Annotated in this window: 15 protein-coding genes; 7 read left to right on the forward strand and 8 right to left on the reverse strand. The window is 70.3% G+C overall.

What is annotated here, in order from left to right:
* Nucleotides 1-35: 35 nt before the first annotated feature.
* On the reverse strand, nucleotides 36-671 hold the full coding sequence (locus OG504_RS30545; RefSeq protein ID WP_318021707.1) for a TetR family transcriptional regulator: 636 nt from the start codon (nucleotides 669-671) through the stop codon (nucleotides 36-38).
* Between the two features lie 134 nt (nucleotides 672-805).
* On the opposite strand from OG504_RS30545, the gene OG504_RS30550 reads away from it, so the two are divergent.
* From OG504_RS30550 to OG504_RS30560, 3 genes are all read left to right on the forward strand, one after another.
* Nucleotides 806-1,540, forward strand: a complete 735-nt coding sequence (locus tag OG504_RS30550; protein WP_405992677.1) for a VOC family protein — start codon at nucleotides 806-808, stop codon at nucleotides 1,538-1,540.
* A 179-nt stretch (nucleotides 1,541-1,719) separates the two neighbouring features.
* Complete coding sequence (locus tag OG504_RS30555; RefSeq protein WP_405992678.1) at nucleotides 1,720-4,059, forward strand: PQQ-binding-like beta-propeller repeat protein; 2,340 nt, start codon at nucleotides 1,720-1,722, stop codon at nucleotides 4,057-4,059.
* Nucleotides 4,060-4,092: 33 nt separating this feature from the next.
* Complete coding sequence (locus tag OG504_RS30560) at nucleotides 4,093-4,647, forward strand: hypothetical protein (protein ID WP_405992679.1); 555 nt, start codon at nucleotides 4,093-4,095, stop codon at nucleotides 4,645-4,647.
* Between the two features lie 3 nt (nucleotides 4,648-4,650).
* On the opposite strand, the gene OG504_RS30565 is transcribed toward OG504_RS30560, so the two are convergent.
* The 3 genes from OG504_RS30565 to OG504_RS30575 are packed head-to-tail and all read right to left on the reverse strand — an operon-like array spanning nucleotide 4,651 to nucleotide 7,010.
* Nucleotides 4,651-5,442, reverse strand: a complete 792-nt coding sequence (locus OG504_RS30565; RefSeq protein ID WP_405992680.1) for an enoyl-CoA hydratase/isomerase family protein — start codon at nucleotides 5,440-5,442, stop codon at nucleotides 4,651-4,653.
* A complete protein-coding gene (locus OG504_RS30570) occupies nucleotides 5,439-5,855 on the reverse strand; it encodes a Zn-ribbon domain-containing OB-fold protein (protein WP_405992681.1) in 417 nt (138 codons plus the stop codon). Before OG504_RS30570 ends, OG504_RS30565 begins: the two co-directional genes overlap by 4 nt.
* 6 nt (nucleotides 5,856-5,861) lie before the next feature.
* Nucleotides 5,862-7,010 carry a lipid-transfer protein gene (locus OG504_RS30575; protein WP_405996464.1) on the reverse strand — a complete coding sequence of 383 codons (1,149 nt, stop codon included), beginning with the start codon at nucleotides 7,008-7,010 and terminating at the stop codon, nucleotides 5,862-5,864.
* Nucleotides 7,011-7,123: 113 nt separating this feature from the next.
* Between OG504_RS30575 and OG504_RS30580 the strand changes: the two genes are divergently transcribed.
* Entirely contained in the window at nucleotides 7,124-8,704 is a 1,581-nt protein-coding gene (locus tag OG504_RS30580) for a FadD3 family acyl-CoA ligase (protein ID WP_405992682.1), read from the forward strand.
* A 131-nt stretch (nucleotides 8,705-8,835) separates the two neighbouring features.
* Here the strand turns inward: OG504_RS30580 and OG504_RS30585 are convergent, their stop codons facing one another.
* Nucleotides 8,836-9,033 carry a hypothetical protein gene (locus tag OG504_RS30585; protein WP_033286503.1) on the reverse strand — a complete coding sequence of 66 codons (198 nt, stop codon included), beginning with the start codon at nucleotides 9,031-9,033 and terminating at the stop codon, nucleotides 8,836-8,838.
* Between the two features lie 231 nt (nucleotides 9,034-9,264).
* Nucleotides 9,265-12,219, reverse strand: a complete 2,955-nt coding sequence (locus OG504_RS30590; protein ID WP_405992683.1) for a BTAD domain-containing putative transcriptional regulator — start codon at nucleotides 12,217-12,219, stop codon at nucleotides 9,265-9,267.
* Between the two features lie 210 nt (nucleotides 12,220-12,429).
* Between OG504_RS30590 and OG504_RS30595 the strand changes: the two genes are divergently transcribed.
* From OG504_RS30595 to OG504_RS30605, 3 genes are all read left to right on the forward strand, one after another.
* Nucleotides 12,430-13,683, forward strand: coding sequence for an amidohydrolase family protein (locus OG504_RS30595; RefSeq protein WP_405992684.1), 1,254 nt, complete (start codon nucleotides 12,430-12,432; stop codon nucleotides 13,681-13,683).
* Between the two features lie 17 nt (nucleotides 13,684-13,700).
* Complete coding sequence (locus OG504_RS30600; RefSeq protein WP_405996465.1) at nucleotides 13,701-14,603, forward strand: LLM class F420-dependent oxidoreductase; 903 nt, start codon at nucleotides 13,701-13,703, stop codon at nucleotides 14,601-14,603.
* Between the two features lie 96 nt (nucleotides 14,604-14,699).
* Nucleotides 14,700-15,350: a response regulator transcription factor gene (locus OG504_RS30605; protein WP_405992685.1), complete on the forward strand. Its 651-nt coding sequence runs from the start codon at nucleotides 14,700-14,702 to the stop codon at nucleotides 15,348-15,350.
* A 40-nt stretch (nucleotides 15,351-15,390) separates the two neighbouring features.
* Here the strand turns inward: OG504_RS30605 and OG504_RS30610 are convergent, their stop codons facing one another.
* Together OG504_RS30610 and OG504_RS30615 are read right to left on the reverse strand one after the other, a co-directional pair.
* Nucleotides 15,391-16,185 carry a hypothetical protein gene (locus tag OG504_RS30610; RefSeq protein ID WP_405992686.1) on the reverse strand — a complete coding sequence of 265 codons (795 nt, stop codon included), beginning with the start codon at nucleotides 16,183-16,185 and terminating at the stop codon, nucleotides 15,391-15,393.
* A gap of 58 nt (nucleotides 16,186-16,243) precedes the next feature.
* Nucleotides 16,244-16,978 (reverse strand): hypothetical protein, encoded by a 735-nt coding sequence (locus tag OG504_RS30615; RefSeq protein ID WP_405992687.1) that lies wholly within the window; start codon nucleotides 16,976-16,978, stop codon nucleotides 16,244-16,246.
* Between the last annotated feature and the right edge of the window lie 119 nt (nucleotides 16,979-17,097).

Genomic DNA, 17,097 nt, shown 5'->3' on the forward strand with positions numbered 1-17,097 from the left:
GACCTGAGAAGTCAGAGCCTGGAAAGCAGGAACTCCTACTTCGTCGGCTTCTTGCCGGTCACGCCCAGGTGGACCAACAGCGCCAGGTTCGGCTTGAGTTCAGCCTGTTTGACGCCCCACGTCTGGAAACCCTTCTGGTGCGAGGCGACGGCCGCGAGCATCGCGACCAGTGAACCGGCGACCGCCGCCGGGTTCACGTCCTTGTCGACCTTGCCCTTGGACTGCAACTCGGCGACCGCGTCCGAGAGGGAGTTGTTCACGGAGTTCAGGATCTTCATCCGGATCTTGTAGAACCGTTTGTCTCCCTCGGCGGCTCCGAGGTCGACGACCCTGAGGATCGCGTCGTTCCTGCGCCAGAACTCCAGGAAACCGTCCACGAGTTCCTGAGAGGTCTGCCAACCCGCCTTGCCGACCCATGAACGGCCGGCGAGCAGTTCGGTCAACTGACCGCCCTCCGTGGCCATTTGCTCGGCGATCTCCAGGACGGCGCCTTCGACGTCCGGGAAGTACTGGTAGAAGGTCGCGGGCGAAGTACCCGCCTTCCGGGCGACATCGATGACTTTGACGTCCCGGTAAGGGGAGGAGCTGAGCATCTCGCTTAGGCAGTCGAGCAGCTTCTGCCGGGTCGCCTGCCCACGCCGGCCGGCCACGCGGCCGTCGACGGTACGCACTTGTCCTGTCATGCCGTCAGCTTACCGAGGGGTGATCGGAGCGCGATTCGGCCGACTGCAAATGGGGTGCACGAGGGTCCAGAGGGTGGTGTGCCTGGTCTGCGGGGTGCGTGCGGCGCCGTTACTTTGACGGTATGGCCGAAAACAGGGCATCCGCGAAGGAAAAGACCTACGGAGAGGGCGTCCCCTGCTGGCTGGACGCACAGCTTCCGGACCTGGCGGCGGGCAGGCGGTTCTACGGTGAGCTCTTCGGGTGGACCTTCGAGGAGGCGTACGGCGGCTCCGTATGGGCCCGCAAGGACGGCGAGGCGGTCGCGGCGCTCGCCCACAAGGCGGACGGGCGGATGCCGACCGTGTGGACGGTGTACTTCGCGACGCCGGACGTGATGCGGCTGAGCGGGCGGATCCGGGAGGCCGGCGGGCAGGTCGTCATGGCTCCGGTGGCCTTGGGGGAACTGGGCACCGCCGTTCTCGCCGCTGACACCGAAGGCTCTGTTTTCGGGTTGTGGCAGGCGGCCCGGCACCCCGGTTTCGGGACCCGGCACAAGCCCGGCACCTTCGGCTGGGCCGAGCTGTACGCCCGCGACACGGAGGCCGCGAACAATTTTTACGGCGGACTTTTCACAGACGCCCTCTTCGGACCGGATGCCGCCCCCGATTTCGGGCGCGCTCCCGTCTCCGACGTCTTCCCGGTGGAGATGCCGCCGCATTTCCTCGTTCACTTCCGGGTCGAGGACATCGAGCCTGTCCTGAGGGCCGTGCACCGGCTCGGGGGGCGGGTGCAGGTTCCGCTCTTCGAGACGTCGTACGGGAAAGTGGCGGTCGTCACGGACAATCAAGGGGCGTCGTTCGCACTGCTGCAACGCTGACACCTGGACGTTTGTCCGGAGATATGGCGAGACACCCCGATTAGTCGCCGGGTTCGCAACCTGTGGCCCGGCCAGGAAGAATCAGGGTGCGCGCCGTCATGGCGGTGCGGTGGTGAGACGCTGCACGGGGTCGCGTACATATGTGGGTGGCGTGGCCCGTACGGGGAGGTGGCAGGCAAGTGGTGGATCAGCTGACGCAGCACGATCCGCGGCGGATCGGGCCGTTCGAGGTGCTGGGACGGCTGGGCGCGGGCGGCATGGGGCTGGTCTATCTCGCGCGCTCGGCGTCCGGCCGGCGCGTGGCGATCAAGACCGTGCGGACGGAACTCGCCGAGGACCAGCTCTTCCGGGTCCGCTTCACGCGTGAGGTCGAGGCCGCGCGGGCCGTCTCCGGGTTCTACACGGCCGCCGTGGTCGACGCCGATCCGCGGGCCGCCGTGCCGTGGCTGGCCACCGCGTACGTTCCCGCGCCCTCCCTCGAGGAGATAGTGAACGAGTGCGGGCCGATGCCGGCCCAGGCGGTGCGCTGGCTCGCGGCGGGGGTCGCGGAGGCGCTGCAGTCCATCCACGGGGCCGGTCTCGTCCACCGTGACCTGAAACCGTCCAACGTGCTCGTGGTCGAGGACGGGCCTCGGGTCATCGACTTCGGTATCGCCTCCGGTGTGTCGAACACCCGTTTGACGATGACGAACGTGGCGGTGGGTACGCCCGCCTACATGTCTCCCGAGCAGGCGAAGGACTCGCGCAGTGTCACCGGCGCGAGCGATGTGTTCTCGCTCGGCTCGATGCTCGTGTTCGCCGCCACCGGACACCCCCCATTCCACGGCGCCAACCCGGTCGAGACCGTCTTCATGCTGCTGCGCGAGGGCCCCGACCTCCAGGGCCTCCCGGACGAACTGCGCCCCCTCATCGAGTCCTGCATGCAGATGGAGGCCACCGGCCGGCCCAACCCGGCCGATCTCCAGGCCCAGCTGGCCCCGCACCTCTTCGGCTCCGGCTCCGACGACAGCGGTACGGCGTCGGCCTGGCTGCCCGAGCGCGCGGTGACCCTGATCGAGACCCGGCGCGGCGGCCGCCCGCCCGTGAAACCGACGCCCACCGCCGGCCGCAGCGGTGGTGGCGGGCGCGTTGCCGTACCGCCGCCGCCCTCGCACGACCCCGTCGTGCCGGTCCCGGTCGGCGCCCCCGACACCGGGCCCGTACGGCTCGCGGGCGCGCCGGTCCCCATCGGACCCGGTCCCCGTGTCGCCGACGCCCGCGCCGCCGCCGTGAAGGCACCCCCTCCGGAGGCCGGCCTGGTCGCCTCCTGGTCCCGGCCCCGCCCCGGCGTCAACGGCGCCGACCCCGCCGCCGTACCCCCGCCCCCCGCGCTGCCCCCGGAAACGGCCTCCGGCTGGCGCCCCTGGCGGTTCCGTATGTCGAACGACGTCTGGGGTACGCCGACCGTCGCCGGTGACCTCGTCTACGTCACCTCCTTCGAGGTGCACGCCCTGGACGTGCAGACCGGCCGCCGGTCCTTCAAGACCCGGGACGTCGCCTGGTCGATGGCGGTCGCGGACGGCCGTATCCACGCCTCGGACGGCCCCACCCTCTTCGCCCTGGACGCCCGCGAGGGCGGTGACCTGTGGCGGCTGTCCACCGACGCCTGGGTGTACTCGCTCAAGGCCGAGCGCGGCACCGTCGTCACCGGCACCCGCGGCGGCGGAGTGCAGGCCTGGGAGGCGTCCACCGGGCAGAAACTCTGGCAGCTGACCGGCGCGCAGACCGACTTCGAGTCCCCGGAGGCCGGCCCGGCGCTGCACGACGGCACCGTCTACGTCTGGCAGGACGCCCGCCTCCGCGCCCTGGACGCCCGCACGGGCGACGAGCGCTGGGCGTACCCGATCGGCGACGCGGCCTCCTGCGGCGGCGTACCCGTACGGATCACCCCGGCCCCGGACGGTCAGGTCTACGTCTCCGCCGGCACTCGCGTCCTCTCCGTCGAGGTGGCGAGCGGCCGGGTCCGCTGGCACTTCGAGGCCCCGGCGGTCTTCCTCTGCCCGCCCACCTTCGCCCCCGGCCCGGCGGTCACGGGCGGCGGGATCTACCTCGCCGACTACCTCGGGACGGTCTACGCCCTCGACGCCGCCGACGGCCGCGACCGCTGGCGCATCGCGACCGAGCCCCGGGCGTCGATCGAACCGGTCCTCGTCGCCGCCGGGCACGTCCACGTCGGCAGCGGCAAGGGGCTCTACACGCTCGACGCGGTCACCGGTACACCCAAGTGGCGCTTCCAGGCCGGCGGCGACATCGTGGGCACCCCCGCGGTCGCCGAGGGCCGTATCCACTTCGGCTCCACCGACCATCTCCTCTACACCCTCAAGGCCGACGACGGCCGCCTCCGCTGGAAGCTCGCGACCGGCGGCGAGATCACCGGGGCGCCGGTGGTCCGGGACGGGGTCGTGTACGCGTGCAGCAAGGACCGCTGCGTGTACGCCCTCGATGCGGAGAAGGGCACGGGCACCGCGCGCACGGCGTGATCAGCGCCCGATTCACGTCGGTACGATGAGCGGATGCAAACGCGGGGGCGCAGGCTCAAACTCACGGCAGTACTGGCACTGACGGTTCTCACCCTCACCGGTTTCTCCACCGGACGGCATCACAGCAGCAGCCGTCATGGCCATGGGAGCGGCGGGGGCGGGTGCAGCAGTTCCAGCCAGGATCACGACACGTCGACATCATCGGGCGGTACGACGGGTGGTTCGACGAGCGGCTCGTCCGGGGGCAGTTCGTACACCCACCGCCCCAACTACCGCTCTACTCCCACGGCGACCTCGTCCGCCACCGCCCGGCCTCTGAAGGACGGCACCGCGGTGCTCAAGCGGTGCGCGAGCGTTGCCGACCCGTACACGACTGTCGAGGTCAGGAACCCGAACGGGCGCGAAGCGCTCTTCACCGTGAAGGTCGCGTACAAGGACAGGACCGGGTTCACCATGGCCGACGCCAGCAGCCAGGTGTCGGTGCCCGCAAACGGCAAGGCGACCCTCCGGATGGCCGCCGCCAGTACGGGGGCCCTGGACCGGCTCGATCACTGCGAGGTCGACCGCCTTGCCACCGCGCTGAGTTGACCCTCACCGGGTCCGGAAGCCGCCGTTCCTCCGGTCGGCGAACAACTCCGCCTGCCGTTCCGTCGGGAGGTTGCCGAGCGCGATCAACGGCGGCGCCTGCGCATACGCCTGCGCCCGCGCCGCCTCCTTCGCCGCCCACAGCGCCCGCACGGTCCCCTGGACCCCCTCGGTCGGATACCCGGCGATGACGGTCGCGCAGGCCACGGCGGCCTCCAACGCCCGCCCGGGCTCGGTGAGTTCGGAGACCAGTCCGAGCTCGTACGCCCGCCGTGCGGAGATCCGCTCCGCCGTCCCCATGAGCATCATCCGCGCGACCTCGCCGTACGGCATCCGGTGCGCCATCAGCACCGACTCGTACGCGCTGACCATGCCGTACGTGGTGTGCGGGTCGAAGAACACGGCGGTCGGGTCGGCGACCACGAACTCGCTCTCGCCCAGCAGGTAGAAGGCCCCGCCGCAGGCCATCCCGCGCACGGCGGAGATCACCGGCTTCCACAGGTCGTTCGCCTTCGGCCCGATGTGCAGCAGCGGATCGTCCTGCATGTAGGGCGAGTTGGGCTGCGGGACGACCGCGTCCCGGTCGAGCCCGGTGCAGAAGGCGCGCTCCCCGGCCCCGGTGAGGACGACGGCCCGTACGGAGTCGTCGAACCGCAACTCCCGCCACGTCGAGCCGAGTTCGGCGGCCGTGGTGAGGTCGATGGCGTTGAGCTTGCGCGGCCGGTCGAGGGTGACGACGGCGACGCCGGTGTCCTTGTCGGCGGAGACGCTGAGAGTGGTGGGAGTGGTCGGAGTCATGACCGCTCCAGGACCCACTGCGGAAGTCCCGCCTCGTCGAACACGACCTGCACCCGCGCCCCGATCCGAACCCGTTGAGGCGCAAGGGAGTTGAGGGCGGCCCCCGGCCCGGTGACCAGATTCCCGACCAGCCGGATCTGCGGGGCGTCCACCAACTCGACCACGACGACGTTGTACGGCGCGACGGCGGCGTAGTCGGGCAGGAGTGGCGGATGCGGGAAGACGTACGACCAGACCCGCCCCCGTCCGCTCACCTGCCGCCACTCGCTCGCGAAGGACTGGCAGTGGGGGCAGCAGGGGCGGGGCGGGAAACGGGGCTCGTCGCAGTCGGCGCAGGTCTGGACGCGGAGTTCGCCCTCGCGGGCGTACTGCCAGAAGGGGGCGCCGTCGTCGTCGGTGAGGGGAGTGAGCATGACGGGTCAACTCCTCAGTAGCAGGGCGGAGGTGGGGACGCCCTCGCCCGCTGTCACCAGGCAGGTGGCGGCGTCCGGGACCTGGGCGGTGCTGGTGCCGCGCAACTGCCGTACGCCCTCGTTGATCAGGTTGAAGCCGTGCACGTACGCCTCGGAGAGGCCTCCGCCGCTGGTGTTGAGGGGGAGTTGGCCGCCGATCTCCAGAGCACCCCCCTCCGTGAAGGCGCCGCCTTCGCCCCGGCCGCAGAAGCCGTAGCCCTCCAGGGAGAGCGGGACGAGGGCGGTGAACGCGTCGTAGATCTGGGCGACATCGACGTCCTGCGGGGTGAAGTCGGCGTGTTTCCACAGGTGTCGGGCGGCGGTCCAGGCGGGTCCGGTGAGGGGGTCGTCGTTCCAGTAGTTGACCATGCCGTGGTGCTGGGCGGGGAGGCCCTGGGCGGCGGAGTGGACGTAGACGGGGCGGCGTCGGCAGTCGCGGGCGCGTTCGCGGGAGACGACCACGCAGGCCAACGCCCCGTCCGTCTCAAGGCAGTTGTCGAAGAGGCAGAGGGGTTCGCTGATCCAGCGGGAGGTCATGTACATCTCGCGGGTGAGCGGGCGGTCGTACATGATGGCCGCCGGATTCTGATTGGCCCGGTTCCGGCAGGCGAGGGCGACGTTGAACAAGTGATCCCGGGTGGCGCCGAACTCGTACATGTAGCGGCGGGTGAGCATCGCTATCTCGTCGGCGGGGCGGAGGAGGCCGAAGGGGCGGGTCCACTGGGCGGGGGTGGGGAGTTGGCGGGTCGTGTTGGTCCACGGTCTCGCCCCGCTGCCGCGCTTCCGGGACCGCCAGGCCACGCCGACCGTCGCCTGCCCGGCGGCGATGGCGGTCGCGAGATGCGCGACGGTCGCGCATGAACCCCCGCCCCCGTACCCGACCTTGCTGAAGAAGGTCAGGTCCCCGAAGCCGACCGCCTTCGCGAGCTCGACCTCGTCGGTCTCCTCCATCGTGTAGGAGGCGAGGGCGTCGACCTCGCGCGGGGAGATGCCCGCGTCGTCGAGGGCGGCGAGTACGGCACGACAGGCCAAGGTCCTTTCGTCCTCGGGGAGTTGCTTGGCGAAGGAGGTCTGTCCGATGCCGACGATCGCGGTCGCGTCCTTCAGTCCCGCCATGCGCTGTCCGGCCATGCTCTGTGCACCTCCGCGTGACACCGGGGCTGCTGACAGGGCGTCAGGCTACAGCTAATCTGACGGGTAGTCAGCTAGTGGGTGTGGGGAGGCCGTTCATGCGCGAAGACGTGGAGTGGGACACCGTCCCGGGCCTGGTGCGCTCGGCCGCGGAACGGTACGCGGACGCCGAGGCTGTGGTGGAGGGGCGGACGCGGATCTCGTACGCCGAGTTGGGCGCGCGGGTGGAGCGGGCGGCGGCCGCCTGTATCGCGAGCGGCGTGGAAGTCGGCGACCGGGTGGGCATCTGGGCGCCCAACTCGACGGACTGGATCGTCTCGGCGCTGGGTGCGGTGTCGGCGGGCGCGGTGCTCGTGCCGCTGAACACGCGCTTCAAGGGGAGCGAGGCCGCGTATGTGCTGCGCAGTAGTGGGGCGCGGTTGTTGTTCGTGACCGGGACGTTCCTCGGGACGTCGTACGTGGCGTCGCTGCGGCGCGCGGCGGGGGAGGGGGCCGGGGACGGTCCGCTGCCCGGGCTTCCGGCGCTGGAGCAGGTGGTGGTGCTGGCCGATGACGCGCCCGCCGACTTCCGTACGTGGAAGGACTTTCTGGCGGGCGGGGAGGGGGTGGGGGCGGCCGAAGTCCGTGAGCGCGAAGGGCAGTTGGACGGTGCGTCGGTCTCGGACATCATCTTCACGTCGGGCACGACGGGCCGGCCGAAGGGTGCGGTGATCACGCACGCGCAGACGCTGCGGGGATACGAGATCTGGAGCGACCTGGCGGGGTTGCGGCAGGGCGACCGCTACCTCATCGTGAACCCCTTCTTCCACACCTTCGGCTACAAGGCGGGCGTGATCGCCTGCCTGATGCGGGGCGCGACGATGATCCCCCAGTCGGTGTTCAACGTGGACACGGTGCTGGCGAACATCGCGGCGGAACGGGTGTCGGTCCTCCCGGGCCCGCCCACTCTCCACCAGTCCCTCCTCGACCACCCCGCCCGCGACGCGCACGACCTCTCGGCGCTGCGGCTCGTGGTCACGGGCGCGGCGGTGGTGCCGTTGCGGCTGGTGGAACGGTTGCGGGGCGAGCTGGGCGTGGGGACGGTCCTGACGGCGTACGGCCTCTCGGAGGCCAGCGGCATCGTGACGATGTGCCGGCAAGGGGACGATCCGGCGGTCATCGCGTCGACGTCGGGGCGCGCGATCCCGGGGACCGAGGTCCGGGTGGAGGCGCCTCCGGGTACCCCGGGCGAGGTGCTGGTCCGGGGCTTCAACGTCATGCGGGGCTACTACGAGGACGCGGCGGCCACGGCGGAGGTCCTGGGCGAGGACGGCTGGCTGCGCACGGGCGACGTCGGCGTCCTGGACGACGAGGGCAACCTGCGCATCACCGACCGCATCAAGGACATGTTCATCGTCGGCGGCTTCAACGCGTACCCGGCGGAGATAGAACAGCTCCTCGGCGTCCATCCCGACGTCGCGGACGTGGCGGTGATCGGCGTACCGGACGCACGGCTCGGCGAGGTCGGCAAGGCGTACGTCGTACGGCGGCCGGGCGTGACACTGACCGGCGACGACCTGATCGCCTGGGCGCGGCGGGAGATGGCGAACTACAAGGTGCCGCGGGTGGTGGAGTTCGTGGGGGAGCTGCCCCGGAACGCCGGCGGGAAGGTGGTCAAGGGGGAGCTGCGGGGGCGGTGAAGGACGACCCCCTCGGTGCCTCCCGTCAGGGCGACGCGGCTCGGCAGCCCCGGACCGGGTCCGGACACACATCGGCCGCGACGGCTCCCCCCGGGGCCGTCGCGGCCGATCCCCCGTGCTGGGGAGATGGTCTAGCTGGGTTCGGACGTCACGTGGGTGTTGTCCGGGGTGTCGGTCCCGTCGTCCGCGAGCACGGTGACGTGGGTGTTCAGCGGCTTGATCGGGCTGCTGGTCACGTGGGTGTTGAGTGGAGTGATCTCCTCACCGGCGGGTTCGTCGGTGACGTGCGTGTTGTCCGGCGTGACCGTGTCGTTCTCGGTGTCGCTCATGGTGGTGCCTCCCCTGTTGGAGCAAGTCGGAACTGTGAGAGACCCGTCCGGTCACTCCCCCGAGGATGACCGGACGGGTACTCGGTCGCCCACCCTAGATGCAGGAAAAGGCGACCTCACCGGCGGTCCGTCTGCCCCCCGACGCGACGGATCGACTAAGGAAAGACTGCCGGGCGGCGATAAACGAACGATGAACGCCGCCCGGGTCCCCGGCTGGGGGCGGATGGGGCCCTAGGAAGCCGAGACCGGGGTGAGGAGCGAGCGCACCTGTGCGGCCTCCGGCGAGTCCAGCCCCTCGTAGATCTCCAGGGCTTCACGCCAGCAGACCTGGGCCCGCCCGGAGTGCCCGATCCCGTTCAGCGCCCTGCCCAGCACGGTGAGCACGTGCGCGCGACGCCATTCGCCGCCGATCCCCCGGAGGACGGTGAGCGCCATCTCGGCATTGCTCGCGGCGCCGGCCTGCCTGCGGGCGTCGAGGTCGACCTCCGCGAGCCGGCAGAGCGTCATGCCCTCCCACAGCCGCTGGCGGCTGGAGCGGAAGACCCGGAGGGCCTCCTCCAACTGCTCGGCGGCGTTGGCGTGTTGGCCCGTCTTGCCGAGGGCCATCCCGAGCGCGTAGTGCCCGTTCGCTCCCCGCAGGGAGTGGCCCAGGTTCTCGTAGATGTCGACTCCCTGCCGGGCGAGCTCGACCGCCGATTCGGCACGGCCCGTCGCGAGGTGGAGCCGGGACAGGTTGCAGAGGGCGGCCGCCGCTCCCGCCATGTCGCCGCAGTGCCGGAACTTCGTGATGGCTCGGCCGAAGTGGTCCTCGGCGTCCTGGTGCCGGTTCTGGTAGAAGGCGATGCCTCCGAGGATGTTCGCCGCCCAGCAGGACGGCAGCAGGTCGTCGGTGGTCTCCGCGAGCCGGAACGCCTCCTGCGCCTCCCGGTACGCCACGTCGAAGAGCCCGGAGAAGAGGCGCGCGTTGCTCAGGACGACCGAGGCGCGGCCCTCCGCCCGGACGTCGCCCTCGGCCCGCGCGGCATCACGCAGGGCCGCCGCGGCCGTCTCGTACTCCTTCGTGTTGGCCCCCGACTCGGCGAGGTCGACCGACGCCCACAGGAGGTCGATCGCGCGCCGCAGGGTGGACTTCTCCGTGGACTGCCGTACACACGCCAGCAGCGGTACGGCCTCCAAGTAGAGCCAGTCCCAGGCCGCTTGGCGGTTCGCGAACATCAGGCCCTCGACGGCGGTCGGCTCCAGGTGGTCCACCAGCCGGTCCCCGGGGCGTTCGATCGCGTAGACCCCCGCCGCCGTCGCCAGATAGAAGTCCAGCAACCGCGAGAGCGCGGCCCCCCGCTCCGTCGGCGACGACTCGTCCCGCTCAGCGCACGCACGCGCGTAGAGCCGCACCAGATCGTGGTACCGGTAGCGCCCGGGAGCCGCCGATTCGACAAGTGACGTGTCTACGAGGGATTCCAGCACGTCTTCCGTGTCCTCGACCGGAAGGTCCAGCACCGCCGCGGCCGCCGCGAGGGAGATGTCCGGGCCGTCCGCCAGGCCCAGCAGACGGAAGGCTCGTGCCTGGGCCGGCTCCAACTGGCCGTAGCCCAGCTCGAAGGTGGCCTTCACGGCGAGGTCGCCGGCCTGGAGTTCGTCCAACCTCCGGCGTTCGTCGGCGAGTTTGGCGGCGAGCACCGAGACCGTCCACGTACGGCGGGCAGCTAGGCGGGAGGCCGCGATGCGGATCGCGAGGGGCAGGAAGCCGCACGCCGCCACCACGTCCAGGGCCGATTCCCGTTCGGCGGCGACGCGTTCGGCGCCGACGATCTTCGTGAAGAGCTGGAGCGCCTCCTCGGGGGACATCACGTCCAGGTCGATGAGATGCGCCCCGGCGAGGTCAACCATCCGTACGCGGGACGTCACCAGCGCCGCGCAGCCCTCCATGCCGGGGAGGAGGGGGCGTACCTGGGCCGCGTCCCGCGCGTTGTCCAGCAGGACCAGCACCCGGCGGCCGTCCAGCACCGACCGGTACAGCGCCGACCGTTCCTCAAGGGAGTCCGGTATCGCGGAGTCCGGGGTGCCCAACGCCCGCAGGAACGCGCCCAGTACGGTCTCCGGCTCGGCGGAGCGGGAGCCCGCGCCCTGGAGGTCGACGTACAACTGCCCGTCGGGGAAGGTGGATCGGGCCTGGTGGGCCACGTGGACCGCGAGGGTCGTCTTGCCGACCCCGCCGATTCCCGCGAGCGCCGACACCGCCATCACGCGGCCCTCCGCCGACGCCAGGACATCGCTCAGCTCGGACACGAAGGACACGCGGCCGGTGAAGTCCGGGACCGTCGCCGGGAGTTGATGGGGGCGGACCGGAGCGGCCACGGTCTCCGCCGCCGGGGCGGAGGGCTCCGCGAGGCCCGGGTCGGCCTGGAGGATGCGGTTCTGGAGTTCGCGCAGGCCGGGGCGCGGATCCACGCCCAGCTCGTCGGCGAGCAGGCGCCGGGTGTCCGCGTACACGGCCAGGGCCTCCGCCTGGCGGCCGGAGCGGTACAGGGCGAGCATCAGCAGCTCGCGGAGGCGTTCACGGAGCGGGTGGGCCGCGGTGAGGGCCGTCAGCTCGCTGACGGCCTCCGCGTGGCAGCCCTGCTCCAGGTCCATGTCCAGCCGGGACTCGAGGAGTTGGAGCCGCCACTCCTCCAGGCGGACCCGTTGCGCCTCCGCGTACGGGCCCGGCAGCCCGGCCAGCGGCTCGCCGTCCCACAGCGCGAGCGCCCGGCCCAGCAGGTCCCGCGCATGGCACAGGTCACCTACCGACTTCGCCTTCTCCGCCTCGTTCGCCAGGTCGTGCACCTCGGCCACGTCCAACGCGCCCTCGGGCAGCCCCCGTACGGCATAGCCGCCCGACTCGCTGACCAGCACCCCGGCGTCCAGCACCTTCCGCAGCCGGGACGCGTACGTCCGCACCGCGGCCAGCGCCTGCGACGGAGGGTCGTCACCCCACAGGGCGTCGATCAGCTCGCCGGCGGTCGCCGTCCGGCCCTCGCGCAGCAACAGCGCGGCCAGCAGGGCGCGTTGCTGAGGCGAGCCCGTGTTCAGCGAAACAGGGCCCCGCCAGGCACGTACCGGACCGAGCACGCTGAAGCGCAGCGCGGTCGACTCCTCCGAGCCGGACCCGGGGCGCCGCTGCTCCGGTACTCGCGGTCCACCGTCCATCGCCGTTCCCCCTAGGCAAGCCTGTTAACTACGACAGTTTGCCTTGTCCGCGGCGGATGCGTCAGCTCTCGGAGACACCGCTCACACCTGGCCGCGCGGGATATCACAAGGCCCTCACACGGCCTGCGCACAAGTCCGCACAGAACCGAGCACCCCGAACCCGGATCCAGCTAGCTGACGGGTCGTCAGATCGGCGCTACCGTGAGCGCCATGGACACCCAGAACCCCCAGGAAACCGACCCGGCCACCCTCCCGCTGATCATCTCCGTCGACGACCACACCGTGGAGCCCGCCGACGTCTGGCAGCACCGGCTGCCCAAGAAGTACCTGGACACCGGCCCTCGCATCGTCCGCGCGCCACTGAAGGAAATGACGTTCCTCGGCGGCCGGTTCAAGCCCGTGATGGGCGAGCCCGGCGACGACGGCCCCATCGGCGACTGGTGGGTGTACGAGGATCTGCACCGCCCCCTCACCCGCCTCGACACCGCCGTCGGCTACAGCAGGGACGAGATCAAGCTCGAAGTCATCACTTACGAGCAGATGCGTCCGGGGTCGTACGACGTCCCGTCCCGGCTCGCCGACATGGACGTCAACCACGTCCAGTCCGCCCTGTGTTTCCCCACCTTCCCCCGCTTCTGCGGCCAGACGTTCACCGAGGCCGCCGACCGCGAACTCGGGCTGCTGTGCGTTCGCGCCTACAACGACTGGATGGTGGAGGAGTGGTGCGGCCCGGACGCGCACGGCCGCCTGATACCACTCCCCCTCATCCCCTTGTGGGACCCGGAGTTGGCCGCCGCGGAGGTCCGCCGCAACGCGGCCCGCGGCACCCGTGCCGTCGCCTTCTCCGAGATACCCCCGCACCTCGGCCTGCCCTCCATCCACACCGACGACTGGGACCCGTTCCTCGCCGCCTGCGCCGAGACCGGCACGGTCATCGCGATGCACATCGGCTCCAGCAGCCGGATGCCGTCGACCTCGGCGGACGCGCCGCCCGCCGTCGGCTCCACGATCACCTTCGCCAACTGCTGCTATTCCATGGTGGATTGGCTCATGAGCGGCAAGTTCGAACGCTTCCCGGACCTCAAGGTCATGTACGCCGAGGGCCAGATCGGCTGGATCCCCTACATCCTGGAGCGTGCCGACGTGGTCTGGGAGGAGAACCGCGCCTGGGGCGGCGTCGCCGACAAGGTCCACCGCCCGCCGTCCGAACTCTTCACCGAGCACGTCTACGGCTGCTTCTTCGACGACGCGTTCGGCCTCAAGAACCTCGACTCGATCGGCGTCGGGAACGTCCTCTACGAGACCGACTACCCCCACTCCGACTCCACTTGGCCCAAGTCGCGCGAGGTCGGCGAGGCACAGATGGGCCACCTGGCACCGGACGCGGTCGAACGGATCGTGCGGGGCAACGCGATCGAACTGCTGGGCCTGACGCCGGACGGACTGTGGGAGGGCCCCAAGTGACCGTCCTCGCCTACGGGATGCAACTCCCCGTCCAGTCGCAGAGCACCATCTACGCCGAGCCCTGGGAGGCCGACGCGGGGCCCGCCGACCTCGTCGAGATCGCGCGGGCCGCCGACCGTTCGGGCTTCGCCTACATCGCCGGCTGCGACCACGTCGGCGTCCCGCGCCGCCTCGCCACCGCCATGAGCACGATCTGGTACGACCCCGTCGCCACCCTCTCCTACCTCGCGGGCGTCACCCAGCGCGTCCAACTCCTCAGCCACGTAGCGGTCGTAGGCCTACGACACCCGCTGCTCACCGCCAAGCAGTACGCCACCCTCGACCATCTCAGCGGGGGCCGGCTGATCCTCGGGGTCGGCGCCGGGCACGTGCGGGAGGAGTTCGAGGCGCTGGGCGTCGACTTCGAGCGCCGGGGGCCCGTCCTCGACGAGTCGATCGACGCGTTGCGTGCCGCGCTCGGTCCGGACGAATTCCCCGAGCACCACGGCAAGTTGTACGACTTCGAGGGGCTCGGGCAGCGGCCCCGGCCCGCGCAGGAACACGTCCCCCTCTGGGTCGGCGGGTCGTCCCCCGCCGCCGTACGCCGGGCCGCGCTCAAGGCGGACGGCTGGCTGCCGCAGGGCGACCCGCGCGACAAGCTGCCCGCGCAGATCGAGCGGATACGGCGACTGCGCGAAGAGGCGTCCGTCCAGGGGCCGTTCGTGTTCGGTGCGATCACCGAGCCGCTGTACGTCGGTGAACCGGGGTGGGAGGTCGGGCGGCGCACGCTCACCGGGACGCCCGAGGTCCTCGCGGAGTCCCTCCGTGCCTACGGCGCGATGGGCGTGGACCAGATCCAGGTGCGGTTCCGCTGCCGCGAGCGGGCCGAACTCACCGACCAGATAAGCGAGTTCGGGACCGAGGTGGGGCCGCTGCTCTGATCACGACTCTGATCACGGCCTGTTTGAACACGGTTACGCCGAGCCGCGTATGTACAGACGTACGGACGTTCTGGCTCCGGTGGAAGGACCCCCGAAGTGCGATCCTCCGAGCGACTCGTAGTAGCCGTGGCCTCCGCCGGGGTCACCTGGCCGCACGAGAACTGGCCGGCACCGGACGATCCGTACGTGGACCGTGTGGTGCATGTCCCCCCGCCCTACCCCGAGTTGGCGGAGACCACGGCGGACGTCGTCGTGCTGCACTGCGAGGACCCGGCCGTGTCCTTTCCCGGGCTGCTGGAGGTTCTCCGCACCCGGAGTGTCCCGGCGGTCGTGGTCAGTCCGCGCCGGGACACCGAAGCGGTGGTCGAGGTGTTCCGGGCCGGAGCGGGCTATCTGGTCGAGGGTGACCACTGCCCCGAGATGATGTCCTCGGCGATGGTGGCGGCCACCGTCGGCCACACCTACCTCTCTCCGTCGGCATGCGACGCCCTGCGCGAGGGGGCCCGGCGGATGACCGCGAGCGACGAGACGATGGAGCGGCTGCGCGCCCTGCTCTCGCCGCGTGAGCAGCAGATCATGGAGCTGCTGTCGACCGGCCTGGGCGCGCAGCAGATCGGGCAGCGATTACGGCTGAGCGAGAAGACCGTGCGCAACAACCTCAGCAACATCTATGCCAAGTTGGACGCCAGGAGCGGCACGGACGCGGTCCTGCGCTGGCTGGGAGCCACGCCCGTGCTTCGCACCTGAGAACCACCGGGGAGCCCCGGCCGGATTCCCTTTCCCGGGATCAGGGTGCCGGGACCTCCGTCAGCGGTATTTCCACATCGGTGACATTGGCGCCGCCCTGACCGAATCCGGCCTCCTCGGACTGGAGGGCCTTCGTGGAATTCGGGACGGCGTCGGCCGCGGTCGTCTCGCATTTCACATTCCGCAGCCAAAGGCGCCCGTCGGGCGTTCCGTTGTTCAGGATCTGCGGATAGAAGACGTGCACGGTCGCCGCGCCCTCGCTCGGCGCGAAGAACACCGTCTGACCGTCTTGCGCCTCTTTGTAGGTCGCCTTCAGGAACCCGCTGACATCGGTGCGCTTGGCGGACCACATGAAGAAGGCGGTGCTGTCCGCCTGCACGGTGTCCGTCCGGTTGAACGCGAGGGTGGTCGTCTTGTCGTCGCGCGTGATGTTGATGGTCGACGTGCTGAATTCCAGACCGATCTCGAAGAGCGAGTTCCCGAGTTTCGTCCCGGCCTCGGTGACGGTTCCCTCCTCCACCTGAAGGGTTCTCGTCACCGACGTACTCACGTTGAAGGTCTTCGACGCGGTGCTCGTGGAACCGCAGTTGTCGGACACCGGGGAGACGCGTTCATTGGGCCCGAGGCTGTTCGCCTTGAACTGCACGTCCACGAACTGGCAGTCGGCCAGCTTGTCGGAGTCCGCGGAGCAGTCGGCGCTCACTTCGGACGGGGTGGCGGCGTTCGCCTGGTTCATCAGCGGGACGATCACCGCGAGCGCCGCGACGGGAGCCAGGGCGAGGGTGATGCGCTTCTTCTTGCTCCGGTGACTTCTCGTGCGGCCGTTCCGGGACATGGGTATCTCCTGTGAGGTGTAGGGGAGTTGAGCTGCGGGTTCCTGAAGGCGGCGGGGCTCAGCAGTCCTCCAGGACCGCCTTCGAGGTGCCGTCCACGACACCGGGAGCACCCGCCGCACCCGGCAGGATGACGGGTCCCTCGACGACGTCCGGCGCCACGAAGTTCTGCTCCGGGCTGGCCGGCAGGACGGTGGTCTGCTCCCGGGCGTCGATACGCACCCGCCATTCGCCGGTCATGCGCTGCAACTTGGGCGTGAACTCCATGTGGAGCACCTTGCCGACCGGTACGTCCCGCGCCTCCGTGTCACCGGCCGTCGCCGACTTCACGGTCATGTCGAGGGTGCCCTTGTGCTTGCTCCAGGACCCGCTCAGGAATCCGAAGAGGCCGCCCGCGGCGCCCTGTTGGGTGGAGACGTACTTGCCCTGTCCCTGGGCCGCGGTCGACGACCAGGTGATGGATACCTTGGCCGGATCGGTGGCGTTCGGCTCGCAGTTGGGGAAGTCGATGGACGCCTTTTCGGTGGGCCCGTCGAAGGTCTCGAAGTCCGTCTCCACGTAGTCGCAGTTGTCGGCCTGGAAACCGTCCGCGAAGGCGCCGCCGAAATCCTCCACGGACCGCTGTTCGCCATTGACCACCGCGGACCTCTCGCACATGGTCATGATCTGGTCCGGCGTCTTCGCGTCGGCCGCGTTCGCCGACGGCAGCAGTGCGACGACCACCCCGCCGGTGGCGAGTGCCGCGCCGATCGCCACGTACCTGACTTTCCTGTTGCGCAATCTCCGCTTTGCCATACCCGGCATTCTTGAAGCCAAGCAGAGGTATGGACAGAGTCAAATGTCCCTACTCCGCGGTCACTTCAAGTGTGCTTGTGCAAGGTCTCCCTCTGCATCTGACGCTTCGTCAGATACGG

The organism is Streptomyces sp. NBC_00986 (assembly GCF_045162565.1).
GTDB lineage: Bacteria > Actinomycetota > Actinomycetes > Streptomycetales > Streptomycetaceae > Streptomyces.